The organism is Haloarcula litorea (genome assembly GCF_029338195.1).
In the GTDB taxonomy this organism is placed as follows: domain Archaea; phylum Halobacteriota; class Halobacteria; order Halobacteriales; family Haloarculaceae; genus Haloarcula; species Haloarcula litorea.
The window spans coordinates 2641274-2665803 of the sequence record NZ_CP119779.1; the positions used below are offsets into that span (position 1 = coordinate 2641274).

24 protein-coding genes and 2 tRNA genes are annotated in these 24530 nt (G+C 71.7%); 21 read left to right on the forward strand and 5 right to left on the reverse strand.

Features of this window, described 5'->3' with window-relative positions:
- Positions 1 to 54: 54 nt before the first annotated feature.
- Both P0592_RS14275 and P0592_RS14280 read left to right on the forward strand, forming a co-directional pair.
- Positions 55 to 1008 (forward strand): D-2-hydroxyacid dehydrogenase, encoded by a 954-nt coding sequence (locus P0592_RS14275; protein WP_276271576.1) that lies wholly within the window; start codon positions 55 to 57, stop codon positions 1006 to 1008.
- Positions 1009 to 1070: 62 nt separating this feature from the next.
- A complete protein-coding gene (locus P0592_RS14280) occupies positions 1071 to 3374 on the forward strand; it encodes an outer membrane protein assembly factor BamB family protein (protein ID WP_276271577.1) in 2304 nt (767 codons plus the stop codon).
- Here P0592_RS14280 and asd read toward each other — a convergent pair.
- Positions 3371 to 4408: an aspartate-semialdehyde dehydrogenase gene (gene asd / locus P0592_RS14285; protein ID WP_276271578.1), complete on the reverse strand. Its 1038-nt coding sequence runs from the start codon at positions 4406 to 4408 to the stop codon at positions 3371 to 3373. The genes P0592_RS14280 and asd overlap by 4 nt on opposite strands.
- A gap of 104 nt (positions 4409 to 4512) precedes the next feature.
- The gene (locus P0592_RS14290; protein ID WP_276271579.1) at positions 4513 to 4968 is read right to left on the reverse strand and encodes a DUF7960 family protein; all 456 of its coding nucleotides are present in this window, start codon (positions 4966 to 4968) and stop codon (positions 4513 to 4515) included.
- A gap of 139 nt (positions 4969 to 5107) precedes the next feature.
- On the opposite strand from P0592_RS14290, the gene P0592_RS14295 reads away from it, so the two are divergent.
- From P0592_RS14295 to P0592_RS14350, 12 genes are all read left to right on the forward strand, one after another.
- Positions 5108 to 5761, forward strand: a complete 654-nt coding sequence (locus P0592_RS14295) for a DUF4013 domain-containing protein (RefSeq protein ID WP_276271580.1) — start codon at positions 5108 to 5110, stop codon at positions 5759 to 5761.
- Positions 5762 to 5810: 49 nt separating this feature from the next.
- Positions 5811 to 6848, forward strand: a complete 1038-nt coding sequence (locus tag P0592_RS14300; protein WP_276271581.1) for a tyrosine--tRNA ligase — start codon at positions 5811 to 5813, stop codon at positions 6846 to 6848.
- Between the two features lie 89 nt (positions 6849 to 6937).
- Positions 6938 to 7276: a hypothetical protein gene (locus P0592_RS14305; protein WP_276271582.1), complete on the forward strand. Its 339-nt coding sequence runs from the start codon at positions 6938 to 6940 to the stop codon at positions 7274 to 7276.
- A gap of 67 nt (positions 7277 to 7343) precedes the next feature.
- Complete coding sequence (locus tag P0592_RS14310) at positions 7344 to 8000, forward strand: class I SAM-dependent methyltransferase (RefSeq protein ID WP_276271583.1); 657 nt, start codon at positions 7344 to 7346, stop codon at positions 7998 to 8000.
- Between the two features lie 194 nt (positions 8001 to 8194).
- A tRNA-Gly gene (locus P0592_RS14315) sits at positions 8195 to 8265 on the forward strand.
- Between the two features lie 304 nt (positions 8266 to 8569).
- The gene (locus tag P0592_RS14320; RefSeq protein WP_276271584.1) at positions 8570 to 10060 is read left to right on the forward strand and encodes a COG1361 family protein; all 1491 of its coding nucleotides are present in this window, start codon (positions 8570 to 8572) and stop codon (positions 10058 to 10060) included.
- A 4-nt stretch (positions 10061 to 10064) separates the two neighbouring features.
- Positions 10065 to 10730: an ABC transporter ATP-binding protein gene (locus P0592_RS14325; RefSeq protein ID WP_276271585.1), complete on the forward strand. Its 666-nt coding sequence runs from the start codon at positions 10065 to 10067 to the stop codon at positions 10728 to 10730.
- On the forward strand, positions 10730 to 11863 hold the full coding sequence (locus P0592_RS14330; RefSeq protein ID WP_276271586.1) for an ABC transporter permease: 1134 nt from the start codon (positions 10730 to 10732) through the stop codon (positions 11861 to 11863). The genes P0592_RS14325 and P0592_RS14330 overlap by 1 nt, the downstream gene beginning before the upstream one ends.
- Before the next feature lie 426 nt (positions 11864 to 12289).
- A complete protein-coding gene (locus tag P0592_RS14335; RefSeq protein WP_276271587.1) occupies positions 12290 to 13249 on the forward strand; it encodes an ABC transporter ATP-binding protein in 960 nt (319 codons plus the stop codon).
- Positions 13249 to 14070 (forward strand): ABC transporter permease, encoded by an 822-nt coding sequence (locus P0592_RS14340; protein WP_276271588.1) that lies wholly within the window; start codon positions 13249 to 13251, stop codon positions 14068 to 14070. The genes P0592_RS14335 and P0592_RS14340 overlap by 1 nt, the downstream gene beginning before the upstream one ends.
- A gap of 175 nt (positions 14071 to 14245) precedes the next feature.
- Positions 14246 to 15277: a sensor histidine kinase gene (locus P0592_RS14345; RefSeq protein WP_276271589.1), complete on the forward strand. Its 1032-nt coding sequence runs from the start codon at positions 14246 to 14248 to the stop codon at positions 15275 to 15277.
- A 3-nt stretch (positions 15278 to 15280) separates the two neighbouring features.
- Positions 15281 to 16819, forward strand: coding sequence for a bacterio-opsin activator domain-containing protein (locus tag P0592_RS14350; RefSeq protein WP_276271590.1), 1539 nt, complete (start codon positions 15281 to 15283; stop codon positions 16817 to 16819).
- Here P0592_RS14350 and P0592_RS14355 read toward each other — a convergent pair.
- Positions 16816 to 17394: a response regulator gene (locus P0592_RS14355; RefSeq protein WP_276271591.1), complete on the reverse strand. Its 579-nt coding sequence runs from the start codon at positions 17392 to 17394 to the stop codon at positions 16816 to 16818. The genes P0592_RS14350 and P0592_RS14355 overlap by 4 nt on opposite strands.
- Before the next feature lie 177 nt (positions 17395 to 17571).
- Here P0592_RS14355 and P0592_RS14360 point away from each other — a divergent pair, with 177 nt between their 5' ends.
- From P0592_RS14360 to P0592_RS14375, 4 genes are all read left to right on the forward strand, one after another.
- Entirely contained in the window at positions 17572 to 17955 is a 384-nt protein-coding gene (locus P0592_RS14360) for a winged helix-turn-helix domain-containing protein (RefSeq protein WP_276271592.1), read from the forward strand.
- 126 nt (positions 17956 to 18081) lie between these two features.
- Positions 18082 to 19770, forward strand: a complete 1689-nt coding sequence (locus P0592_RS14365) for a PAS domain-containing protein (protein WP_276271593.1) — start codon at positions 18082 to 18084, stop codon at positions 19768 to 19770.
- Positions 19767 to 21431, forward strand: coding sequence for an ATP-binding protein (locus tag P0592_RS14370; protein WP_276271594.1), 1665 nt, complete (start codon positions 19767 to 19769; stop codon positions 21429 to 21431). The genes P0592_RS14365 and P0592_RS14370 overlap by 4 nt, the downstream gene beginning before the upstream one ends.
- 93 nt (positions 21432 to 21524) lie before the next feature.
- Complete coding sequence (locus P0592_RS14375) at positions 21525 to 22058, forward strand: hypothetical protein (RefSeq protein ID WP_276271595.1); 534 nt, start codon at positions 21525 to 21527, stop codon at positions 22056 to 22058.
- A 9-nt stretch (positions 22059 to 22067) separates the two neighbouring features.
- Here P0592_RS14375 and P0592_RS14380 read toward each other — a convergent pair whose 3' ends face one another.
- Complete coding sequence (locus P0592_RS14380) at positions 22068 to 22469, reverse strand: hypothetical protein (protein WP_276271596.1); 402 nt, start codon at positions 22467 to 22469, stop codon at positions 22068 to 22070.
- 58 nt (positions 22470 to 22527) lie between these two features.
- On the reverse strand, positions 22528 to 23343 hold the full coding sequence (locus tag P0592_RS14385; protein WP_276271597.1) for an HD domain-containing protein: 816 nt from the start codon (positions 23341 to 23343) through the stop codon (positions 22528 to 22530).
- Positions 23344 to 23450: 107 nt separating this feature from the next.
- Here P0592_RS14385 and P0592_RS14390 point away from each other — a divergent pair, with 107 nt between their 5' ends.
- The 3 genes from P0592_RS14390 to P0592_RS14400 all read left to right on the forward strand — a co-directional run bounded on the left by P0592_RS14390 (position 23451) and on the right by P0592_RS14400 (position 24271).
- Complete coding sequence (locus P0592_RS14390) at positions 23451 to 23687, forward strand: hypothetical protein (protein ID WP_276271598.1); 237 nt, start codon at positions 23451 to 23453, stop codon at positions 23685 to 23687.
- Positions 23688 to 23902: 215 nt separating this feature from the next.
- Positions 23903 to 24139 (forward strand): twin-arginine translocase TatA/TatE family subunit, encoded by a 237-nt coding sequence (gene tatA, locus P0592_RS14395; protein ID WP_336406675.1) that lies wholly within the window; start codon positions 23903 to 23905, stop codon positions 24137 to 24139.
- A gap of 58 nt (positions 24140 to 24197) precedes the next feature.
- A tRNA-Arg gene (locus tag P0592_RS14400) sits at positions 24198 to 24271 on the forward strand.
- Positions 24272 to 24530 lie beyond the last annotated feature (259 nt).

Sequence of the window (24530 nt, forward strand, 5' to 3'; positions counted from 1 at the left end):
ACCTACTGTTTCTCCGGCGTCAGCGTTTTGTCGCTGTCGGGTGCAGGTGTCGCTATGACAGACATCGTCGTGCTCCGCCAGGGAGTCCACGGGATGGCCGTCGACCAGTACGCGACCGCGCTGCGGGACCGACTCCCGGATCGCGACATCGAGGTCGCACGGACCCCCGACGAGGAGCGTGCCCTCGTGACCGAGGCGACCGTCGTGACCGGCAGCGACATCGACGAGCGCTCGCTGGCGCGGGCGGACTCGCTGCGCCTGTTCGCGAGCACATACGCCGGCTACGACCACCTCCCGCTGTCGGCGCTCGACGAGCACGGGGTCGCGCTGACGACCGCTTCGGGCGTCCACGGGCCGAACGTCGCCGAGTACGTCCTCGGGGCGTGGCTCTCGTTCACGCGGGGGTTCCTCGCCGCACGCGAGCGCCAGCGGGACCGGGTGTGGCAGTCGTTCCAGGCCTCCGAGTTCGCCGGCAGTCGGGTCTGTGTGGTCGGCCTGGGTGCCATCGGCGAGGCGATCCTCGACCGGCTCGGTGGCTTCGACGTCGAGACGGTCGCGGTCCGGCACTCCCCGGAGAAGGGCGGGCCGGCCGACGAGGTGTACGGGTACGAGTCGGTCCACGAGGCCGTCGCCGGCGCGGGCTACGTCGCGCTCGCGTGTCCGCTGACGGCGACGACCCGGCACCTGGTCGACGCCGAGGTGTTCGAGACGCTCGCCCCCGACTGCGTGCTGGTCAACGTCGCACGCGGGCCGGTGGTCGACACCGACGCGCTGATCGACGCGCTCCGGCGGAACCACCTCGGCGCGGCCGCGCTTGACGTGACCGACCCCGAACCGCTCCCGAACGACCATCCGCTGTGGGACTTCGAGAACGTCCTCGTGACGCCCCACAACGCCGGACACACCCCCAACTACTACGAGCGCCTCGCCGACATCGTCGCGGAGAACGTCGAGCGGGCCGCCGAGACCGGGTCGTGGGACGGCCTCCGGAACCAGATCGACACGTGAGGGACCAGCGGTCGTCCCGAGCCGCCCGGTTTTATGCGTGATACTAGATAACTACTTGCCAAATGGGCCCCGACAGCTCTCCGACCGAGCGGCGGACGTTCCTGCGGCTCCTGGGTGCCGGCCTTGCCGGGACGGCGCTGGGTGCGTCCGGTTCGACGAACGCCCGGGCGGCCAACGGGAGTTGGCCGATGTTCGGCCACGACGCCCGGTTGACCTACTGGAACCCGACGGCGACGGGACCGACCGACGACCCGGAGGTCCGCTGGCGGTACACGGCGGAGACGGCGTCCGTGAACGGACTCACGGTCCGCGACGGGACGGCGTTTCTCCCGGTCCGGGGGACGCTGTTCGGGGTCGACCTCACGACCGGCGAGCAGACGATCGGCCGGAGCGTCGACGGGCTCCAGGGAACCCTCCTGTTCGGCGGGGAGGGCCGTGCGTTCAGCACCGGGTCGGGTACCGTTCGAGCCTTCGACCCCTCGGACTGGTCCCCGGCCTGGGAGCAGTCCCTCGACCGCCAACCGATCGCGCCGATCGCGAGCGATCGGTACGTCGCCGTCGGCAGCACCCAGAACCGCTACGCGGTCCTGGACGAGGCAACCGGCGAGGTGGCGCTGCAGGGCGAGGTAGAGAACCGGTTGACCCTCCCGCCGGTGCTTGACGGTGACCGAGCGTTCGTCGGCGGTCGGTCGGGGACCCGGGCCTTCTCGCTCCGGACCGGAGAGGAGGTGTGGCGCACGGAGTCGTCGTTCTCGGCCCCCTTCCTCGTGCCGACACTCACTGCCGGCCGGTTCGTCGTCTCCGGGGGCGAGTCGATCCGCGCGTACGATCCCGGCGACGGGACCGAGGTCTGGTCCCGCGAGGTCGGGGGAACGACGTGGTTCACGGCGACCGACGAGACGCTGTACGCGATCGTCGGCGACACGCTCACCGCCCTCTCGGCCCGAACCGGGGACGAGCAGTGGACGACGACGATCGAGTCGTCGTCGCCACGGACCGCCGGCGGGAGCGGCCAGCTCTACACCGTCACGCAGGACACGCTGCAGTTGCGCGCCTACGATCAGGCCGACGGCTCGCTCGCCTGGGAGGTCCCGCTGGTCGAGGACCCCGAAGACGTGACGGCGCGGCCGAGCACGCCGATCCCCGTCGGGAACAGCGTCCTCGTCCTCCTCGCGGGGTCACAGGACGACCGCCCGGCGGAACTGATCGCCGTCGGTCGGCCCGAACCCACGCCGACGCCGACGCCGGAGGAGACGCCGACGGCGGCGGTGCAAGCGACCACGCGGCCCGAGGAGGACCGGGCCGCGGCCGTCGAGCCGTCCGGCGGCCCGTTCCAGTCGCTCACCGGCGGGGCGGGACTCCCGATCGAGATACTCCTCGGCGTCGGCGGCGGGACGGGGCTGCTGCTCGGCGCGCTCGGACTCAGGTCGGTCGTCGCCGGTGGGGACGACCCGGAACCCACCGAGGGCCCGGACGACGCCGATCCGTCGACCGCGTCGGGGGACGGCGACGACTCCCCCGACGACGCGGCCGGCGGCGGGACGACCACGGCGGCGTCGTACTCCCCACCGGCCGACGGGACGGCGGCGGCCGCGTTCGCGTCGGCGACCGGCCTCCCCGTCACCGGCTCGCTGTCCGAGGACGGTCCCGTCCACCGCTACGAGGGCCAGTACGACGGGGAGCCGGCGACGTATCTCGCCCTCGCACCGGACGTCGACGCCGCCGACGCCTTCGAGGGCGTGGCGACGCGGTGGGCCGGCATCTCTTCGGACCGCGCGGTAACGACCGTCTACGAGACCGGCACGGACCCGCGGCCCTGGCTCGCGGCCGAACGCCGCGGTCGCCCGCTGTCGGCCGTCGAGGGCGCGGTCACGCTGTCGGCCGCCGAGCGGGTGTTCGAGCACGTCGTGGACGCGCTCACGACCGGGCGACGGTACAACGTCCAGCACCACGGTCTCACGCCCGACTGCGTCGGGCTGTTCGAGGACGACGACGGCACCGCGGCGACGGTGAGCGACTGGGGGCTGACCCGGGCCGTCCACGAGGCGGTCGGCGACGCGCCGGTCACGCCGTACACGGCACCGGAGCAACTGCCGGCGACCGCGGACACGGTGGGTCGGGCGACGGACGTGTACGCGGCCGGGGCGGTGGGCTACTACCTGTTGACCGGCCGACCGCCGTTCGCGTCGACCTCCGACCTGGCCGACCGCATCCGGGAGGGGGACGTCGATCCGGCCAGCGAGGCGTCGCAGTCGCTGCCCGAGGACGTCGACGACGTGCTCGCGAAAGCGATGGCGCGGCAGGCGGCGGACCGGTACGATTCACCGACGGAACTGCGGGACCGCCTGCGGCTCGCGCTCGACTAGAGGTAGCCGCGCTGGGCGAGCAGTTCGCCGTTGAGGACGCTCGCACCGGCGGCACCGCGCATCGTGTTGTGCGCGAGGCAGTTGAACTGGACGCCGTCGGTCGTCTCGCGGAACCCCCCCACGGCGACGCCCATCCCGCCGTCGACGTTCCGGTCGAGGCGCGGCTGGGGGCGGTCGGGTTCCTCGAACACCCTGATGAGTCGCTCGGGCGAGGACGGGAGGTCGACGCCGCTCACGTCGGCCATCGCGTCCGCGGCCTCGGCCGCGGTCACGTCCTCGGCCGTGTCGGCCCAGACGTTCTCCAGGTGGCCGTCCAGCGTCGGGATGCGGTTACACGAGGCGGCCACGTCCGCGTCGTTGAGCCGTACCTCGGCCCCGTCGAAGTCGCCGAGGAGCTTCCGGGACTCCGTCTCCATCTTCTGCTCCTCGCCGCCGATGTGCGGGATGGCGTTGTCGATGATCTCCATCGACGTGACGCCGGAGTAGCCCGCGCCCGAGACCGCCTGCAGCGTCGAGACCCGGACGTCGGTCAGGTCGAAGGCGCGGTCCAGCGCCGCCAGCGGCGGGACCATCGTGATCGTCGAGCAGTTCGGGTTCTTCAGCAGCGCGCCGTCCCAGCCGCGCTCGTCGCGCTGGACCTCCAGCAGGCCGACGTGGTCGGCGTTGACTTCGGGGATGATCAGCGGCACGTCCTCGTCCATCCGGCCGTTCGAGGAGTTCGAGGAGACGACGTAGCCGGCCTCGCAAAAGTCGGGTTCGACCTCGGCCCCCACGCCGGAGGGGAGCGAGGAGAAGATGAGGCTCACGTCGTCGGGGACGGCGTCGGGCTCGGTCGCGCCGACGGTGATGTCGGCCACGTCCTCCGGGATGGGCGCGTCGATGCGCCACTTCGCGGCCTCGCGGTAGGAGCTTCCGGCGCTGGCTTCGCTTGCGGTCAGTGCGGCGATCTCGAAGTCGGGGTGGGGGTCGAGCAGCTGGATGAGCCGTTGCCCGACGGCCCCGGTGGCCCCGAGGATGCCTACGCGGACAGTCATCGGTTGACAAACGGCGGGTGGTGTTCAAAACAGTTTGGATACGGACGGTTCGCCGCGCCGGCGGGCGGTCACGCCGGTGGGGCGGTGCTGGCTCGGTCCCCGATCTACGCCTCCGCCCCGGCGTCGTCGTCGACCGCCGTGTCCTCGAAGACCCACTGTCTGACGCGGGCCTCGACCACGTCGCGCTCCTCGACGTAGGGGTCGTCCCGATTGGCGAGCGTCTCCTCTATCTCCCGTCTCATCTCCGCCTCCAGCTCGGAGTGGTCGGGCTCGTCGCGGACGTCGTTCAGCAGCGCCTCGAAGTCCTCCCGCAGGTCGAACGAGGCCCGCGCGACGTTGCACCGCGGGAGGGGACTCATCCCCGTCTCCAGCACCAGGTCCCGGACGGTGGTCCAGTCGTCGGCACAGAAGTAGATCGACACCTCGCCGACGATGTCGCGCCACGCGATCGCCTCCGAGTGTTTCAGCAGCGGCACCGCCCGCGGCGGCAGGTCCAGGCGCGTCTCCGTCTTCGGGTTCCCGCAGAGGCAACACGCCTTCTCCGTCTTCCCGGTGTACATACGCGACTGTTGGGCCCGAGCGGCTTGAGGGCACGGGTGGGGACTGGTTCGGCCGCGACGGGGATCCCCGGTCGCCGCCGGACTCGACGGCGAGCGCACAGCGGCGGCTATAAGTGCCGGCACGGGACAGTCCCCGGTAATGCTCCGCGACGCGATCCGGTACCCCCAGTCCGGGCCGGGCTGGCTCTGGACGCTCGTGATCGGCAGCGTCCTCACGCTTGTCGGGACGGTGACGTTCGTCCCGCTGATCCCGGTCCAGGGGTACCTCCTGCGGGTCCTCCGGGCGACGGCCGCGGGCGACCCCAACACGCCGGAGTTCCGGGAGTGGCCGGACCTGTTCCTCGACGGCGCGCGGGCCATCGCCGTCCAGGTGGCCTACGCGTTCGTCCCCGTGGTGCTCGTCCTCGTCGGCGTCGTGACGCCCGCCGTCGGCCCGCAGCTGGTCGGGACGGCGATCACCGTACTGGGCCTGTTCGCCGGCGTCGCCGCGGCCTACCTCGTTCCCGGGGCGCTCACTCGGCTCGCCACGACCGGGCGGCTGCGCGCGGCCTTCGAGGTCCGGGCCGTCGCCGACGCCGCACGCCGCCCCATCTACGTCGTCGCCGTCGTCGAGGCCTACGTCGCCCTGCTGGTCGTCTCCGGGGTCGGTGCGGTGCTGACGCTGATCCTCGTCGGCGCGTTCTTCGTCTTCTACGGCCAGGTCGCGGCCTACCACATGTTCGCCCGGGGCTACGTCGCCGCGACCAGCGAGGCCGGCGACCCGACGACGCCCGCGCCCGACGACCCGGCCTGAGCGGGCCGACAAAGGAACGCTTTACTCGCCGGAGCGGGGACGGGGGCGTATGGATACCGCCGACCGACTCGACCTCGTCAGCCGGCACACGCAGGAGGTCGTCACGGAGGAGGAGCTGGAGGAACTGCTGGCGGACGGGAGCCCGTCGGCGTACATCGGCTACGCGCCGACCGGCGAGATGCACATCGGCCACTTCACGACGATGCGGAAGCTCGCGGACTTCCTGCGGGCCGACGTGGACGTGACGGTGCTGATCGCCGACCTGCACGCCCACCTCGACGACGAGAAGAGCCCCTTCGACCTGCTGGACGCCCGCTCGGAGTACTACCGCGTCGCGATCGAGGGGATGATCGAGGCCGCCGGTGCCGACCCCGACGACGTGGAGTTCGTCCGCGGGACGGACTTCCAGTTGGACGAGGAGTACACGCTGGAGATGTACCGGATGGCCGCCGAGACGACCATCGCCCGGTCCCAGCGGGCCGCCAGCGAGGTCGTCCGTGAGTCCGAGAGCCCGAACCTCGGCGGGCTCATCTACCCGCTGATGCAGACGCTGGACGTGAAGGCGCTGGACGCCGACATCGCCTACGGCGGCGTCGACCAGCGCGGCATCTATATGCTCTCCCGCGAGGTCCTGCCCGAACACGGCGGCCAGTCACCGGTCTGTCTGTTCGCGCCGCTGCTGTCGGGGCTCTCCGGCGGCAAGATGAGCGCCTCCGACGAGGCCTCGAAGGTGAACCTCACTGACTCCCCCGAGGAAGTCGAGGAGAAGATCGGCCAGGCGTACTGTCCCGCCGGCGAGGTCGAGGACAACGGCGTCCTGGAGTACCTCGACCACCTCGTCTTCCCGATCCTGGCGGTCGAGGACGAGCCCTTCGTCGTCGAGCGCCCGGAGGAGTACGGCGGCGACCTGACCTACACCGACTACGGGAGCGTCGAGGCGGACTTCGTCAGCGGCGAGCTCCACCCGGCGGACCTCAAGCCGGCCGTCGCCGACGCCATCTCGCAGGTCATCGACCCCGTGCGCCAGCGCCTGACCGACCGCCCCGAACTGCTGGCCGAGGCCTACCCCGAGTCCCACGACGCGTAACCGGGGACGCGTCGAGGGTGGTGTCGGCCCCGATTCAGGTGCCGGCACAACGCTATTTTCCGACCCGCGAGTAGCCGATCGACGCCACGATGACCGACTACGACGTCCACGAACCCGACTACTCGGGGACGACGACAGCGGAGTGGGACGCGCCCCGGCTGTCGGACTTCGACACCGACGATCTCGGCGAGGTCGACGACCACTTCGTGCTCTCGTCGTCGGGGTTCCCGCCGGATGCGTTCTCGGATCTGCACCTCCCCGTCGTCGACCCCGACGGGACCCTCAACGAGAACGCGCTCCAGACGGCCCACGGCGGTGCCCACAGCGTCGAGGCGATCGACGGTATCGACGACGAGACGACGGCGGACGTGAAGGACCTCCTCGAACGGCTCTCTCAGGAGGCGTTCGACGCGGAGATCGGCGACTGACGCCGAGACCGCGCCGCAGTCGGCGACGGTCGAAATCCGTAAGGCCCCGGTCGCGCTGGGGGCAGGTATGGACGACCGCTCGCGGGCCGGCGTGCGCCGCACCTACGAGACCATCGGCGCGCACTTCTCGAAGACCCGCGAACACGCGTGGCCGGAGGTCGAGGCGTTCGTCGCCGACGCCGACGGCGGCGGGACGGCGCTGGACCTCGGCTGTGGCAACGGCCGCCACGCCGAGTTGCTGGCCGACGTCGCCGACCGCGTGGTCGCGCTGGACGCCGGCCGAGCGCTGCTGACCGAGGCCCGCGACCGCCTCGGTCCCGGGCCCTACCTGGTGCAGGGCGACGCGACGCGGCTGCCGCTCCGGGACGCGGCCGTCGACCTCGCGGCGTACGTGGCGACGCTGCACCACCTCCCGAGTGTCGAGGCCCGTCGGGCGAGCCTCCGGGAACTCGCCCGGACTCTCGCGCCAGGCGGACGGGCGCTGGTCAGCGCGTGGAGCACGGCCCACGACCGCTTCGACGCGCCGGCCGACGCCGAGACGGGGTTCGACACGACGCTCGATTGGACGCTCCCCGACGGCGAGACCGTCCCGCGGTTCTACCACATCTACGCGCCGACGGAGTTCCGGGCGGACGTGGCTGCGGCCGGGCTCGCCCTGCGCTCGTTCGAGGTCTCCAGCGGCAACTGCTACGCCGTCGTCGAACCCGAAGGGAAAGGCCCTTAATCTCCATCCGAGTACCATCGGACACGTTCGCCCTCCGCGGTGTCGGCCCTCGTAGGGTCGTGCCACCGTACGGTACCCCGCGGTCCTACCCCGGGTCGTACCGTCACTCGAGCGAACGTACCGACGCGAGTGAACGAGCGCGGCGATGGCGAGCGGTTCCGCGGGAACTGCGAACGACGCCGCGAACGGCGAGAGCGGCGATGGTCTAGTGGTAGGACCTGAGCCTTCCAAGCTCATGGCCCGGGTTCAAATCCCGGTCGCCGCATTCTGCGAGGAACGGACGTGACGAGCGAGTGCAGTACGGCGGGAGTTGGAGCACGCGAGACGAGCGAAGCGAGTCTCGCCATCGGGTTCAAATCCCGGTCGCCGCATTCTGTGCACAGTCCGCGGGAGTCGCCCGGTTCGCAGCCGAGCGCACACCGACTGGTCACGCACTGTGTCCGGGCGTGAAACAGCGCTGTGATTGATATGTCGAAGGGGAACGCCACTCCGAGTGAGATGTCCCCGCGACAGTCCTCGCCGACCGAGGTACAGCCGAGCCAGCCAGCCCGTCGCCGGGAGGTGAGCGGATGAGACGACCGCTGCTCGTCCTCACCGTCCTCGCCGCGTGCGTCGCCAGCGTACCCGTCGCATCGGCGGACGCCGGGGCGACCGGCGTCGTCGTCGTCGACACGTCGGTCTCCCCGGAGACCCCCGCGCCGGGTGAGAACGTCACCGTCAACGTGCGCGTCACGAACCCCGCTGACGACGGCGGTGGGTTCTACGTGGATCACGTCGAACTGCGAAACGGGACCGCCGACAACAGCACCCTCCACACGGACCGAGAGACGACGGAGGCCACCGCCGACGGCGACGCGAAGGTGTACAACCTCTCGATGGAGGTCGCCGACAGCGGTGAGACGACCGGCGTCGTCCACCTGGACATCGACACCTACGACGGCGAGAGCTACGAACTGACCCGGAACGTGACGGTCCGGGCGGCACCCGACCCGTCGCTCTCGCTGTCGACCGAGCCGGTCGGCCCGGAGAACGAGACGGACGTGACGGTGGCCGTCGCCAACGGGCGCTCCGAGTCGGTCCGGAGCGTCGCCGTCGCGCTGACTCCCGAGGGCGACGGGCTCTCCCTGGCGGACGACCGCCGGGTCGCCCCGACGATCCCGGCGGGCAACGAGACGACGTTCACCTTCCCGGCCGACGAGGTCGAACCCGGACAGCGGACGCTGACCGCGGAGCTGGGCTACGTCACCGCCGAGGGCGACTACCGGACGGTGACCCGGGAGTTCACCCCGGAGATCGAGCGGGCGGCCGCCTCACACCCGGACCTCTCGCTCTCCGCGGCCCCGGTCTCCGTCGCGAACCGGACGGACCTCTCCCTGACCGTCTCGAACGGGCTGGACGACTCCGTCCGCGCGGCCACGCTCACGCTGCACGACGAGGACGCGGCCCTGCGTCTCGACGACGACCGCCGCGTCGCCTCCCGGCTCCCGGCGGGCAACGAGACGACGTTCACCTTCCCCGCGAGCGAGGTCGAGCCGGGACGACAGACTCTGACGGCGGAGCTGACCTACGTCACCGCCGACGGTGAGAACCGGACCGTCACCCGGCGTCTCTCGACCACGGCCGAGCGCGTGTCCAACCCGGCCGAGCTCCGGCTGACCGGCGTCCAGCTCTCCGAGGCCGGCGACGGCATCGTCGTCCGGGGGAGCGCGAGCAACGTCGGCGGCAGCAACGTCACCGGGGCCGTCGTCAGCGTGGCCCCCGGCGAGTCGGTCCGGCCGGCGGCCTCGAAGTCCGAGTTCTTCGTCGGCTCGGTGCCGGCGAGCGACTTCTCCTCGTTCGAGGTCCGTGCGACGCCCACGCAGAACGGGACCGTGACGATCCCGCTGCGCGTGAGCTACGTGGTCGACGAGACCCGCGTCACGCGGACGACGACGGTCAGCTACGAGCAAGAGGAGACGGCGTCGTCGACTGAGGGCTCCGGCGGCGCGCCCGTCCTCCTGCTGGGTGGGGGCGCGGTCGTCCTCGTCGGTGCGGCCGTCGGCCTGCGCCGGTGGCGGTGATCCGATGGCGGTCATCAGCGCGACCGACGCGGTCAAGGAGTACGACTCCGGCGCGAAGACGCTCCGGGCGCTGAAAGGCGTCGACGTCGCCGTCGACCGCGGCGAGTTCACCGCAATCGTCGGCCCCAGCGGGAGCGGCAAGTCCACGCTGCTGAACCTGCTGGGGTTGCTCGACGAGCCGACGGCCGGCCGCGTCACCGTCGCCGGCAGCCCGGTGTCGGAGCTGTCGACCGGAGAGCGGACCGAGACCCGCCGACGGACCGTCGGGTTCGTGTTCCAGTCGTTCTACCTCGTGCCGACGCTGACGGCGCGGGAGAACGTCGCGGTCCCGGGCCTGGTCAGAGGCGACCGGGAGTCCCTCCTCGACAGAGCGGAGCGGCTGCTGGCGCGGGTCGGGCTCGGCGACCGGCTCGACCACTACCCGGACGAGCTCTCGGGCGGGCAGAAACAGCGGGTCGCCGTCGCCCGCTCGCTGGTCAACGATCCCGACATCCTCCTGGCCGACGAGCCGACCGGGAACCTCGACCAGGACACCAGCGAGCAGGTGCTGGACGTGTTCGGCCGCATCGTCGACGACGACGTCGCGGTGGCGACGGTCACGCACGACCAGCAGGTGACCGAGTACGCCGACCGGACCGTCCGGCTGGTCAACGGGAGGATCCAGTCGTGATGGAGTCGGCGCTCTCCCGGCGGCTGCCGCTGGCGGCGTTCGCCTGGGAGAACCTCACGCGGGCGAAGGCGCGGACGGTGCTCGCGATGGCGGGCATCACCATCGGCGTCGTCGCCCTGGCCTCGCTGGGGATGTTCGGGGCCGCGTTCGAGCAGTCCCAGCTCAACACGGTCGACGACGTGACACAGACCGTCTGGGTGACGCCGGGCGACGACGCCGAGTTCCAGCAGTTCCAGCGCGACCACGTCGACCGGATCGAACAGTCGACGGACGACCCGGTCTACACGCTCAAGACCGCCCACGCCGAGGTCACCGGGCTCAGGGAGTCGACCGACGCCAGCGTCCACGGGCTCTCCGATCCCCGGTCGTTCGTGACCGTCCGGGACGGTCGGCTCCCGAGCGCGTGGCGCTCCGGCGCGGCCGTCGGTCCGGAGCTGGCCGACACCCTCGACGTGGGTGTCGGCGACAGCGTCACCGTCGACGGGGAGACACACCGCGTCGTCGCCGTCCTCGAGTCGACGGGGCGGTCCAGCCTGGTCCAGACCGACGACGCCGTCCTCCTCCCGCAGTCACAGGTCGAGACCGGCGGCTACTCGACGGTGATGGTCAGGGCCGACAGCCCGGCCGCCGCCTTCGAGACCTCCGACGAACTCGACGCGCGGCTCAACGGACGCAAGGAGGTCTACGCCGTCCAGGACGCCGAGTCGGCCATCCAGCGGTTCCGGAGTCAGATGGCGACCATCGACACGTTCCTGCTGGGCATCGGCGGCGTCTCCCTGCTGGTCGCCGCGGTCAGCATCCTCAACGTGATGCTGATGTCGACCATCGAGCGCAAGGGCGAGATCGGCGTGCTGCGGGCGGTCGGCTACCGGCGGCTGGACGTCCTCCGCCTGCTGCTGTACGAGTCGATGCTGCTCGGCGTCGTCGGCGCGGTGCTTGGCGTCGGCGTGAGCGTCCTGCTCGGGATGCTCATCAACGCCCAGCTGCTCTCGGACCCGCTGGCGTTCACGGCCGAGGCCCTGACGTACACGCTCCTGGGCTTCGCGTTCGGGACGGTGGCGAGTTTCCTGAGCGGGCTCTACCCCGCCTGGAAGGCGGCCAACGCTCGCCCGGTCGAGGCACTGCGGGACTGAGCGGTCCCGCGACGAACCCGTCTCGGCGTCCCTCGCGGCCCGTCCGGCCGCACGGCCGACTCCGGCACACACCCCGACGAGACGCCTGTCTCGATCGAGTACCCGGCGACGGATCGTCTCCGGGTCGCCTGTCACCGGAGCGAGAAGTGGGCGAGCGGTCCGATTCCAGGGGGAAACCTCGCGTCAGCGGGGTGCGATCGAACCGCGGAACGCGGCGAACCCACACTGTGTCCGCGTCCGCAGGACGTCGGCGCGCGGACAGGAGTCAGACAGGGGGCTATCGGGGTGTGGGGGGGTTCGCCGCACCCGGGACGTGGTCCGCGGAGCCGGTATAACCGACTCCCGTGTGTCCGGGCCTGCAACAGGGTCCGGGACCGAGACACGGCGGTTCGGCGTTTATGTCGGTCGGCGTCGCCACCGCCGATGATGGCTGCGATCGACACGACCGCCCTGACGAAACGCTTCGGTCCGGTGACGGCCGTCGACGAACTGTCGTTGACCGTCGAGACCGGCGAGGTGTTCGGTTTCCTCGGCCCGAACGGTGCCGGCAAGTCCACCGTCATCAACCTCCTGCTGGGATACATGACACCCACAACCGGATCGGCGACGGTCCTGGGCCACGACATCGAGACGGAGTCGCGGGCGCTGCGAGCGCGAACGGGCGTCCTGCCCGAGAACGTCGCCGTCTACGACCGGCTCACCGCCCGCGAACACGTCGCCGCCGCGATTCGGTTCACGGACGCCGACGACGACCCGGCGGCGCTTCTCGACCGGGTCGGGCTCGACGAGGCCGCCTGGGACCGGGCCGCCGGCGGGTTCTCGACCGGGATGGCACAACGGCTGGCGCTGGCGACGGCGCTGGTGGGCGACCCGGACCTCCTCGTCCTCGACGAGCCACAGAGCGGGCTGGACCCCAACGGGATGGAGGAGGTGCGGGGGATCGTCGAGGCCGAGGCGGCCGCCGGAACGACGGTGTTCTTCTCCTCGCACATCCTCCCGGAGGTCGAGGCGGTCAGCGACCGGATCGGGATTATGCGCGACGGGGACGTCGCAGCGGTCGACACGCTCGCCGGCCTGCGCGAGGCGATGGGGGCCGACGACGTACTGACGGTGACGATGGCGACACGCCCGGCCACCCTCGATCCGATCCGCGACGTGGACGGGGTCCAGTCGGTCGAGGCCGACGGCAGCGACGTGACCGTTGTCTGTCGGACGCCCCGGTCCAAGGTCGAGGTCCTGACGACGCTGGAGGCCGGCGGTCGCGTCGCGGACTTCGACCTCGACGCGCGGTCGCTCCAGCGGCTGTTCACCGCCGTCACGACCGACGGCGCGGGCGTCGTGACCGAGTCCGACGGGGCGGCGGTCGCCGCCGAGAGGGACGGCTGATGCGGGCCGCCGCCGTCGCCGCCGTCCTCCGCCAGGACCTGACGGACGTGGTCCGCGCCCGCCTCATTCAGGCGGTCCTCGCCCTCTACGTCCTGTTCGTCGGCATCATCTACCTGGGCGTGAGCCTGAGTGCGGAGCCGAGGGTAGAGGGTGCGATCCAGCTCACGCTGCTGGTCGGCCTGCTGTTCGTCCCGCTCGTGGCCGCGCTGGCCGGCTCCCTCGCCGTCGCCGGCGAGCGCGAGTCCGGCACCATCCGATTCCTGCTGGGGTACCCGCTGGCCCGGCTGGAACTCGTCGTCGGGAAGCTCCTGGCGCGGCTGCTCGTCGTGGTCGGCGCGGTCGCCGTGGCGTTCGCCGTCGGGGGCGTCCTGGCTCTCACGCGGTTCCCGACGCCGCGGCTGGGGGCGGTCGCCGTCTTCGGCGCACTGACGGCGCTGTTCGCCGCCGCCTACGTCGGGATGGCCGTCGGCGTCTCGGCCGCGGTCGGGAGCCGGTCGCGGGCGATGTCCGGCGTCGTCGGGCTGTACTTCGTGTTCACGCTGCTGTGGTCCCAGGTCGCGCCCGTGACCGTGCCCGGTATCCTCGCGGCCGGGCTGGACTGGGCGTTCGGCGTCCGGCCGTCCGGCCCGGTCTGGACGGTGTTCGCGAACCTGAGTCCGGCCCAGGCGTACTTCTGGTCCGTCCAGTTGGTCCCGGGACCGGCGTTCGAGATGTCCGGTGCGCCCCTCGACGGCCCGACGCTCGTCGCCGTCCTGGCGGCGTGGGTGGTCGTCCCGCCCGCGCTGGGCTACCTGCGGTTCGCTCGCGCGGATATCGAGTGACGTGTCCCCGGGTCGGACGGTCCCGTTCACCGCCTGACACGCTGGCACGCATTTTATTACCGCGGAACGGCTCTTCGGAGTCAGCCAGTCGACAGATGCCTACACTCCGTCCCGCAACCGCACGGCGGCGGTCGTCCAGCCGCCCACGTCAGACCGGCCGTCCGGGGAGGCGACCGTGACCGATCCGTCCCTCCAGCCGGCGGCGTACCCCGACCCACTGCTGTGGTACGAGCGAACGGCCGACGGCCCCGTCGTCGCGGGGACGAACTCGGCGTTCGAGACGGTGTTCGGCGCGGTCGAGCCGGGGACGCCGGTCGAACGACTCGGCGACCGGCTCGTCGTCGCGCCCGACGCCTCGTGGGACGGGCTCCTCGACGGCGAGGGACCGCTCCGGGTCGTCAGTCCGGGAGACCAGCGCCACACGTTCGACGTCAGGCACGCGCCCCGTCGGGATGGAGATGGCATCGACGGCCACCTCGTGTTCACCGCCCGAGCGGACGACGAGGTGGCGCTGGACCACGTGGCGCGCGTGGTGAGCCACGACCTCCGGAACCCCCTCGAAGTGGCGGAGACGAACCTCCGTGCGGCCCGCGAGCGCGGCGACGCGGAGTACTTCGACCAGGTGGCCTGGGCCCACGACCGGATGGAGACCATCGTCGACGACGTGCTGACGCTGGCCCGCGGGTCAGCGGTGCTGGACACGACCGCCGGCGTCGCGGTCGGCGAGGTGGCCGAGCGCGCCTGGACGACCGTCGACACCGGCGACGCGACGCTGACGACGGCGGACTCCCTCCCCGCCGTCGAGGCCGACCCCGACCGGCTCGTCAGACTCTTCGAGAACCTGTTCCGGAACGCCGTGGAACACGGTTCCACAGGCAGTCGGACGGGGTCCGACGACGCCGTCGAGCACGGCTCGACGAACCCTCGGTCGCAGGCTCCCGATGACGCCGTGGAACACGGGTCCGGGGTCGTCGTCGAGGTGGCCCCGACGCCGGACGGCTTCTGCGTCGCCGACGACGGCCCCGGCATCCCCCCCGGTCGCCGGGAGCGGGTCTTCGAGCCGGGCGTGACGACGCACGACCACGGTGCCGGACTCGGCCTGGCCATCGTCCGCCACATCGCGGACGCCCACGGCTGGGGCGTCAGGGCGACCGAGAGCGAGCGCGGCGGTGCCCGCATCGAGGTCGTCACCGCCGACGGGGGGTGAGCGATGGACGAGCGCCTCGCCCGTGCCCCCGTCGGCGTCATCGAGGTCGACGGCGACGGGACCGTCGTCGACCTGAACGACCGCGCGAGAGCCGTCTGCGAGGTGGCCGAGGCGGCTGCCGGCGGTCGGGCCGTGACCGCGGTGTTCCCGCGGTCCGTCGAGGGGACGCTCCAGCGCGTGTTCGACGGCTCCGACGGGGTCCCCGCCCGGGAGTTCGAGGAGTACTACCCCGACCCGGACCGCTGGCTCGACGTCTCCGTCGTGCCGACCGACGGGGGCGCGACCGTCTACGTCGCGGACGTCTCCGAGCGACACGAGCGGGCACAGACGGTCGACCGGCTCCGCACCGAACTCGACCGGGTGGAGCTCCTCGGCGACCTCGTCGCGGACGTGCTCTCGGAACTGGTCGGCGCGACGAGCCGCGGCGAGATCGCGGAGACGATCTGCGCCCGACTCGGCGAGTCCGACGCCTACGCGTTCGCCTGGGTCGGCGACCGGGAACTCGGCGGCGACGGCCTCGCCGTCCGGGCGGCCGCCGGCGAGTCGACGTCTACCCTCGACCGCGTCCGCGAGGTCCTGGCGGAGCCGGCGACGACGCCGGAGGAACGGGCCGTCGAGCGCGGGGAACCGGTCGTCGCTCGCCCGCTGGCCAGCACCGACACCGTCCCCGACGCCGTCCGTCGGGCCGCCTTCGCCGACGGCATCCAGTCGATGCTCGCGATCCCGCTGACACACGGCGAGACGGTCTACGGCGTCGTCGCCGTCTACGCGACCGAACGCGAGGCGTTCGCCGAGCGCGAGCGGGTCAGTTTCGAGACCCTCGGGTCGGTCGCCGGCTTCGCGGTCAACGCCGCCCGCCAGCGGACCCTCCTCGCTGCCGACAGGGTCGTCGAACTGGTCCTCGACCTCCCCCCGACGGCCGGGCCGCTCGGTGCGGTCGCCGGTGCGCGCGACGCCGACCTCACCGTCACCGGCACCGTCCCGGGGGGCGGCGCGGAGACGGTCTGTTACCTCACCGTCGACGGCGACACGGCGTCCGCGGCGGCCGACGCGCTCCGCGAGGACGACGCCGTCGCGGCGGCGCGCGTCGTGGCGTCGGGCGAGGGCGGCTCGATCGAGGTCACGCTGACCGGCGCGACGCCGCTCACCGTGGCCCTCGACCGCGGCGCGACGGTCGAGTCGGCGACGTTCGGTGCCGACGGGGGCCGCCTCACGCTCCACCTCTCGCCGGACGGGACGGTCCGCCGGTTCGCAGAGGGGATCGCGCGCCGGTTCGACGCCGACGTGGTCGCGAAACGCGAGACGAGCCGGCAGGTCGAGCGGGACCGGCGGCTCGCCGAGCGCGTGAACGACCGCCTCACGGAGCGACAGGAGGCCGCGCTCCGGGCGGCCTACCACGCCGACTACTTCGAGTCGCCGCGTGGCAGCACGGCCGAGGAGGTGGCCGGCTCGCTGGACATCACCGGCCCGACGCTGCTGTACCACCTCCGGGCCGCCCAGCGCACGCTGCTCGACGCGTACTTCGCGGACTCGCCGCCCTAGCTGCCGCGGCCGATGTCGTCGAAGGTGTCGAGGACAGAGTCGGCGTCGTCGAGCAGTCGCCGGACCCGCCGTTCCAGCCGTTCGGCCCTCGCCTCGACCCGCTCGAACTCGTCGTGGTCCGCCCGCTCCTCGGCCGGGACCTCGGACTCGACGACCGCTCGCTTGGCCTCGGCACCGGAGTACTCGCCCAGCGTCTCGTAGGCCAGGACGGTACACTGGTGTTCGACCGCCGCCTGCAGGTCCTCGCGGTCGACCGGCTTGCAGAGGTAGTCGTCGAAGGGCATCCCGAGCACGTCGAACGCGGGGTCGATGGCGGTCACCATAATCACCCGCCCCCGGAACTCCCGGTCGGTCAGCTCTTCGAGGACCTCGTCGCCCGACAGCGACGGCATGTGACGGTCGAGCAGGACGACGTCGACCGGCTCCTCGTCGGCGATCCGGAGCGCGGTCTCGCCGTCGTAGGCCGTCTGCACGTCGCTGATCGGGTCCAGTCGGAGCGCGTAGGCGTCCGCGACCTCCTTCTCGTCGTCGACCACCAGCACGGAGGGCAGGGCTGCGGTGTCGGAGGGCGACATTCGGTTGTCGGTTCGTATGCCGGCACAACAGGACTTAACTCCGCCGACTGTCCGGCACCGCTCCCGGCGGCGGCCCGCGCTCGCCGCGTCTCTCTTGATAGCTAGACGGTTTCGGCTCCCCCGGTCGGCATAGCTAGAGTGTACGTCCACGGGGGAGGGGGCAGACAGTTCAGTCACATGGCAGCACACGTGTCCCCCACCGGCCGTGGGCCGCGGAACCGCGACGACGACCAGCCCACCCACTCGGCGGACGAGCTCCTCGAACTGCTCGGCGACGAGTACACCCGCCGGGTCCTGCGAGCGGTCGCGGACGAGGCCCGGAGCGTCCGCGAGGCGGCCGACGTCGCCGCCGTCTCTCGGTCGACCGCCCACCGCCGACTCACCACCCTCGCGGACGCCGGCCTCGTCGAGAGCCGGCTCAGCATCGACGACGACGGCCACCACCGGCAGGAGTACCGCGCGGTCATCGAGCGTGCGAACCTCGACGTCCGGCGTCACGGCCTCGACGTCGACGTGACGGTCAGTTCGGGACAGGCCGAGACCGGCCCGGCGGATGACTGACCGGCCGTCCGGCCCTCCGACGACCGCGCCCGGAGGACCTGCCGTTTTATTGAACGGTGGCGTCTTTCCGTGTGGTGTAGCGACCCGATATGTCACGTGAGGTATCGACCGGTCCCGGAGGCCCAGATGACGCCGGTGCTTGAGTCGGGTGCCCTGCACGGTGCGATCAGCCTCGGGGCGGTCCTCTCGACGACGGTGCTGGTGGCGCTCCTGTGGCGGCGACGGGCCGCGCCGGCGGCGGAGCAACTGCTCGGCCTCGCGACGGTCCTCTGTCTCGGTGCGATCGGGAACTTCGTGCTTGCGGACTTCGGTCCCACACGGGCCGCGCTGGTCGCGCTGACCGGCGTGACCGAGCCCGAGTCGTGGGTGTTGCTGTTGCTGTTCAACGTCGTGGTCGTCGCCGCGGGGTTCTGGGTCGCGTTCAGCTTCCGGTACACGGGCCTGGGCGACCAGGCGGCGACGCTGGCCGTCGGGATCGCCGCCGCGGCGGCGCTCTCGGTCGTCGGTCTCAGCGTGACGATCACCGTCCTCGGCCCGCTGGTGCCGGCCTGGGCGACGACGGCGCTCGTGAACCGCGTCATCGGCGCGGTCTCGTTCGTCTCGTTCGGGCTCCTGCTGAGCGGCGCGTTCCTCGTCGTCCGTGCGTCGACCAACCGCCCGGCGTCGCCGTGGGGGCAGGCCGCGTCGCTGGTGGCCGCGGTGTTCGTGCTCCCGATCGGCGTCCTCCTCTCACAGACCGGCCGGGCGTCGCCGGTCGCGTCGGCGACGCTGTTGGCGACGGCGACGCTGTTCACCGTCGCGATCGTGCGGTATCGTCCCTTCGAGGCCCTCCCGGTCACCGCCGTCGTCGGGCGCGACCGCGTCGTCAAGGAGTTGACCGACCCGGTCGTCGTCGTCGACACGGAGTCGAACGTCAGGGACTGCAACCCGGCGGCCGAGACGGTCTTCGAGGCCGACGCCGTCGGACGACCGCTGACAGCGGTCACGCCCCTCGGCGTGTCGGCCGCGACGCTGGTCGACCAGCCCGGGAGCGAACCGACCGTCGCCGTCGACGACCGCGTCTTCGAGGTCACTTGCCGGGCGCTGACGGACGCCCACGACCGACCGGCCGGCCACCTGCTGGTCTTCCGCGAGGTGACGGCGCGCCGGCAGCGCGAGCGCCGGCTCGGTGTCCTGAACGAGTTCCTCGTCGGCGAGGTCCGCGACGGGATGGCGACCGTCTCCGACGCGGTCGACCCGCTCGCCACGAGGGCCGACCCGGCCGACGTCGACCCCGCGGCGATCGGCGACGAGGTGTGGCAGACCACGACCCGGCTCGCCGACCGCGTCACGCAGGTCCGGCGGATCGAGCGCGCTCTGGAGGGGGCCGATCCGACGGGGTCGAGCCGGCTCGTCTCGCAGCTGCGGGAGGTGCTCGACGCGGCTCCGGCGGCCCGGGACGCCGTGACCGTCACCGTCGCCGTCGACGACGACACCGTGGCGGTGCCCGAGGAGCTGTTACGCGCGTCCCTCGAACTGCTCGTCGAAGAGTGCGTGACGGCGGATCGAGACGACGTCGGAGTGCGGGTGACCGACGACGCCGACGCCGTCGTCTTGGACGTCGACCTCTCCGGGTCGGGACCGGACGGTGGCGCGGCGGCCGACGAACGGGACGCGCCACCGCTCCCGGTGTTCCGGATCGCCGTCGACTCGGCCGAGGGGACGGTCGCGACCGTGACGCCGGATCGCGTCACCGTCCGGCTCCCGACGCCCGGGGCCGCCGGCGACGACGGTGTCGGGACCGAGCCGCCGGCGGTCGGGAGGGAGCGAGCGTGACCGGGAGCGCCGTCTCACTGCTGAGCGCGGTCGCCGCGGCGGCGTTTCTCGCCGTCGCGTGGACCCACCGGGACGGGACCGGTGGCCGGGGGAGTCGGTTCCTCGGGGCGACGCTGCTGGTGCTCGCGGCGATCTCTGTGGCCCTCGCGCTCGTGACGCTGGGGCTCTTCCCGCGGACGAACGTGGCCGTCGTCGCCGTCGGCTGGCCGTTCGCGGTCACGCTCTGGGCGGCCTTCGGTGTCGAGTACGCCGGTCAGGGACAGATGGCGACGAGGCGGCGACTCGCCGCGGTCCTCGGGTTCCCCGTGCTCGTGTTGGGGAACTACGCGCTGTTGCCCTCCTTCGACGGGCTGGTTCGCGCGCTCCTCCGGCTCGTCGGGGCGCTGCTGCTCATCTCGGTGTTCGCGCTGGGGCTGTACGGCCTCGTCTTGATCGTGCAGGCGGGCAACGAGCGCGGCGTTCCGGCCCGGGTTCGGCTGGCGCTGCTGGTCGTCGGGGCCGGCGTCACGCTCCTGTTCGTCCCCCTGTTCTTCCGACAGCCGATCCTGGTCTCGAGTCCCGAGCCGACGGCGGCGACCGTCGCGGTGCTCGCCGTCGTGGCGGCGGCCGTGGCACCCGTCCGGTCGCACCCCGACCTGTTCGCGGGCGCGCCGGACAGCGACTCCCTCGCACGGCGAGCCGTCCTCGACGAGATGGGCCCGGTCGTCGTCGTGGACCACGAGGACAGGGTGGTCGACCTCAACGAACCGGCCGAGCGGGTGTTCGGCGTCGACCCCGCGGACGCCCACGGGCGACCGCTCCCGACGGTGCTCGGCGAGACTGTCGACACGTCGGCGTCGGGTCCCGTCACGCTCGCCACGACGAGCGGGAGACGGACGTTCGAGGTCCGGGTCTCGTCGCTGACGGCCCGCAACGGCGAGACCGTCGGCCGGGCGTTCCGGTTCCGGGACGTGACGGAACGGAAGACCGAGGAACAGCGACTCACCGTCCTCAACCGCGTCCTCCGACACAACCTCCGGAACGACCTCGACGCCGTCAGGGCGTTCGCGGAGACGCTGGACGAACAGCCGTCGACCGACGCGGCCGCCGCCGCCCGGCGGATTCGAGCGCTCTCAGAGGAGCTCCGGGAACTGTGTGACACGATCGAGACGACGGAGGAACTGCTCGCGGGCGGGGACCGTGAGACGGCGGTCGTCGACGTCAGGGCGCTCGCCGGATCGGTGGCCGACGCCGTCGAGGCCGACTGGCCCGACAGCGAGGTCGCGGTCGCGGCGGCCGGCCGGGAGCCGACGGTCCGGACCGACCCGGAGGTGCTCCGCGCGGCCCTCCGGGCGGTCGTCGAGAACGGCGTGGAACACACGGACGCGTCGGCTCCCCGCGTCGACATCGAGGTCACCGGCACGGGCGACGCCGTCGATATCGCCGTCCGGGACACCGGCGTCGGCATCCCCGACGAGGAACTCGCGGTGCTGCTGGAGGGCGACGAGACGCCGCTGCGACACGGCAGCGGCCTGGGGCTCTGGCTCGTCCACTGGAGCGTCCGGCGGTTGGGTGGCGACCTCTCGTTCAGCGAGCGCTCGCCGCGGGGGAGCGTCGTCGAACTCACCGTCCCGAGCCAGCGCCCGGTCGCCGGACGCGGCGAGACGGCGGGGAGCGACTGAGCCGCGCGACCCCCGCCGGTGTGCTCGCACCGCTCGACCGGAGGTAGAACTATCAGTCCCGGATCGGTACGGGCCACCCAGCGGTGATCTCCCGTGTCTGACGACGACTCGACGACAGCGTCCTCGCTCGCACAGTTCACCGATCCCGACGAGTTCCGCGAGAACGGAGTCCCCTTCCACGTCCGGGCGGACACCGTCCCGGAGTCCGTCGTCGACGAGGTCGACGGGATGGACGACCTCGCACCGACGGGAGTGGTCGCACCCGACGGGACCGTACTGGCGACGCGAGTCGAGGACGACTGCGCCCTGAAGATCCCGTGTGCCGCCGTCGGCGCGGACGACGCCTACGGCGTCGCCGCCCGGGAGTGGGTCGAGGGACTGACCGGGCTCGACGTCGGACTCGACGGCGTCGAGGGCGTCTGGACGATCGAGCTGACCAGCGAGGAGAGCGACCGCACGGCGACGCGGCACTTCGTCGTCTGTCGGGCGTCGCCGGTCGACGCCGACCGGCGGCCGCCGGTCCCCGACCAGTCCGTACCCGCCGAGGATCGACCCGCCGCCGGGTGGTACGAATCGCTCCCCGACGACGCCGAACGGCCGCCGGGGACGGACCTGTTCCTGGGGTGACCGTCGCCGTCAGGGCTCGACGCGCTCCCAGGTGTCCGAGGTGATGGTGGCGTCGGGGTTGTCGGGGTGCGAGACCGTCAACTGCTGGTTCCGGTGGGTACTCACGAGGTCTGGGTCGTTCTCGGTGTCCCGGTTCCGATCGGGGTAGGTCAGCGGCTCTTCCCGCTGGGGTAACTCGGGGACGGCAGGGCAGTCCGGCGGGGTCACGGCGTCGTCCGCCATCGTCTCGGGGTCGGGACCGTCGGCCTCGCGGGCGTCGTACCACGCCAGCGCCCGATCACCGCCCGGGAGACGACCGAGCGCCGAGCGGACGCCGGCCCGGAGCCGCTCTCCCAGCGACGCGTCGGACGCCGGTGCCGGCGTCGCGTCTGACGTGCTCCCCCGCGTCTCGTCTGCGGGTGTGAGACTCATACACACGAGTAGGGGACGGGGTCACAAAACCGTTGTGTCACTCACAGGTTCGGCGGGCTCAGAGCTCGATCCGCTCGACGATCTGGCCGTCGTCGTCGCCGCCGTTCACCGCGACGATCCGGACGTGTTCCTCCAGTCCGGAGTCCCGGAGCTTGGCCTTGAGGAGGTTGTCGACCTGGTAGACGCCGGCGGCGTTGTTCATCTCGATCTCGACGAGGACCGGGTGGTCGTCCCCCGGCTGGAGCGTGACGGCCTCGATCGCCTGGCTCGACACCGTGTTGATCCCGCGCCCGCCCTGCTCGTAGGGGATCCGCGAGCGGCCGTGTTCCATATCCAGCGCGTCGGCGACCCGGACGACGCCGGCCTCAAGCGTCAGCGGCTGTTCCTCCGTGTGGTGACAGAGGATGGCGTGGAGCACCTCGCCTTTCATCCGGACGCGCGCCTCGACGTCGTAGAACTCCCCCAGCAGCCGGTCGAGCAGGTCGGCGGCCAGCGGGATGGAGTAGTAGGGGTGGTCGTCCCGGTGGACGACGTGACCGATGTCGTGTAGCGTCGCCGCCAGCGCCACGATGACCGACTCGTCGGCCTCGTCGAGCCCCTCGTGGTCGGCTGCGCCGTTGAACTCGACGCCGCCCCGTTTCAGCAGGTCGTAGAGGCAGAGCGCGCGGTGGCGGACGATGCTGATGTGTTTGGTCCCGTGGTCGTTGTACCGCTTGCGGGTGACCGGATTGACGTTCTGTGCCCCGAGGTACGCCTGGACCTCGTCGTCGCCGTCGAGCAGCTCGAGGACGTCGTTCAGCCGGTCGTCGGGGAAGGAGTGCTCGTCGGTGGGCTCGTAGATGCGCCCACCCTCCTCCGCGTCGGTCTCGCTCATACCACCGTGGACGACACCGACGGAGAAAAACCCCGGCCACGCGCCCGCCGCCGGCGCACGCCGGGGGAGTCGACCGCTTTATCCCGCTCCGCGGCCTGCCGACGCGTATGCCCGATACGATGGAGGTCTACACCGGCACGGAGGTCACAGTCGAACACGTCGACACGCTGGCCGACGGCGGCGCGCGGTTCGACATCACCGCCGAGGACGGTCGGCAGTGGCGCATCGACCTCACGCGGGACGGCGAGACGGAGGTCGTGACCACCTGGCGGGACGGGACCCTCGCGGACCTGGACGTCCCCGAGTGGCTCGACGACGTGACGGCGCGGCTGACCCAGCAGTAGCCCGTCGGCTCACGCCCCGCCTCCGGGCCGTGTGACCCCGGGTACGAAAAGTTGATATCGACCCGGATCGCCGTCTCCTGGAGCCGCGGAATACAGTTAGCTCAGCCTTCGAGGCCGGACTTCCCGCCGCCGGACGGGGAGGCAAAAAGGTTATAATAGAAACCACGTAAACTCCGGATACAATGTCAGGGACATTCGTACCACTGTTCCCGGGGATGCCTGGGGGGCAGGAACTCATCGTCGTGCTCCTGCTCGCGGTGCTCCTGTTCGGGGCGAACAAGATTCCGAAGCTCGCTCGCTCGACCGGCGAGGCGATGGGCGAGTTCCAGAAGGGACGCGAGGAAGTCGAGCAGGAACTCGAAGAGATGCGCGAGGGCGGTTCCGAGGGCAGCGAGGAGACGTCGACGGAGACCGCGACCGAGACGGAGACCTCCGGCAGCACGAACAACTGATCCGTTCTCGGCGTTTTCGAGCGCAAACGTTTTTCTCCAGTCCCCCGACTCCACGACGGGGCGTGTGGCCTAGTGGACGAGGGCGAGGGGTTCCTAACCCCTAGAGCGCGGGTTCGAATCCCGCCACGCCCGTAGCCTGCGAGCGACAGCGAGCAGTGCGCACGGGCCGGGGGATTCGCAACCCTGTAAGTCGCAGTCCGCGCAGGGAGCGAAGCGACCGAGCAGAACCGTCTTGCTCCGGTTCGAATCCCGCCACGCCCGTGCAGCGAAGGAAGTGAGCGAACCGGTACGGCGGGGATTCTAATCAGGGAGGTCGCGCGCAGCGAAGCGAGCACGTCCGATCGTGGTTCGAATCCCGGTACGCCCGTTTTCCGCCGAACGACGGTGAGCC

Coding starts and splice junctions, on each gene's coding strand:
- P0592_RS14280 (WP_276271577.1), top strand. CDS start 1,071: ATGGGCCCCGACAGCTCTCCGACCGAGCGGCGGACGTTCCTGCGGCTC.
- P0592_RS14355 (WP_276271591.1), bottom strand. CDS start 17,394: ATGTCGCCCTCCGACACCGCAGCCCTGCCCTCCGTGCTGGTGGTCGAC.
- P0592_RS14390 (WP_276271598.1), top strand. CDS start 23,451: ATGCCCGATACGATGGAGGTCTACACCGGCACGGAGGTCACAGTCGAA.
- P0592_RS14360 (WP_276271592.1), top strand. CDS start 17,572: ATGGCAGCACACGTGTCCCCCACCGGCCGTGGGCCGCGGAACCGCGAC.
- asd (WP_276271578.1), bottom strand. CDS start 4,408: ATGACTGTCCGCGTAGGCATCCTCGGGGCCACCGGGGCCGTCGGGCAA.
- P0592_RS14275 (WP_276271576.1), top strand. CDS start 55: ATGACAGACATCGTCGTGCTCCGCCAGGGAGTCCACGGGATGGCCGTC.
- P0592_RS14300 (WP_276271581.1), top strand. CDS start 5,811: ATGGATACCGCCGACCGACTCGACCTCGTCAGCCGGCACACGCAGGAG.
- P0592_RS14310 (WP_276271583.1), top strand. CDS start 7,344: ATGGACGACCGCTCGCGGGCCGGCGTGCGCCGCACCTACGAGACCATC.
- tatA (WP_336406675.1), top strand. CDS start 23,903: ATGCCTGGGGGGCAGGAACTCATCGTCGTGCTCCTGCTCGCGGTGCTC.
- P0592_RS14305 (WP_276271582.1), top strand. CDS start 6,938: ATGACCGACTACGACGTCCACGAACCCGACTACTCGGGGACGACGACA.
- P0592_RS14365 (WP_276271593.1), top strand. CDS start 18,082: ATGACGCCGGTGCTTGAGTCGGGTGCCCTGCACGGTGCGATCAGCCTC.
- P0592_RS14385 (WP_276271597.1), bottom strand. CDS start 23,343: ATGAGCGAGACCGACGCGGAGGAGGGTGGGCGCATCTACGAGCCCACC.
- P0592_RS14325 (WP_276271585.1), top strand. CDS start 10,065: ATGGCGGTCATCAGCGCGACCGACGCGGTCAAGGAGTACGACTCCGGC.
- P0592_RS14350 (WP_276271590.1), top strand. CDS start 15,281: ATGGACGAGCGCCTCGCCCGTGCCCCCGTCGGCGTCATCGAGGTCGAC.
- P0592_RS14295 (WP_276271580.1), top strand. CDS start 5,108: ATGCTCCGCGACGCGATCCGGTACCCCCAGTCCGGGCCGGGCTGGCTC.
- P0592_RS14380 (WP_276271596.1), bottom strand. CDS start 22,469: ATGAGTCTCACACCCGCAGACGAGACGCGGGGGAGCACGTCAGACGCG.
- P0592_RS14340 (WP_276271588.1), top strand. CDS start 13,249: ATGCGGGCCGCCGCCGTCGCCGCCGTCCTCCGCCAGGACCTGACGGAC.
- P0592_RS14335 (WP_276271587.1), top strand. CDS start 12,290: ATGGCTGCGATCGACACGACCGCCCTGACGAAACGCTTCGGTCCGGTG.
- P0592_RS14330 (WP_276271586.1), top strand. CDS start 10,730: ATGGAGTCGGCGCTCTCCCGGCGGCTGCCGCTGGCGGCGTTCGCCTGG.
- P0592_RS14290 (WP_276271579.1), bottom strand. CDS start 4,968: ATGTACACCGGGAAGACGGAGAAGGCGTGTTGCCTCTGCGGGAACCCG.
- P0592_RS14320 (WP_276271584.1), top strand. CDS start 8,570: ATGAGACGACCGCTGCTCGTCCTCACCGTCCTCGCCGCGTGCGTCGCC.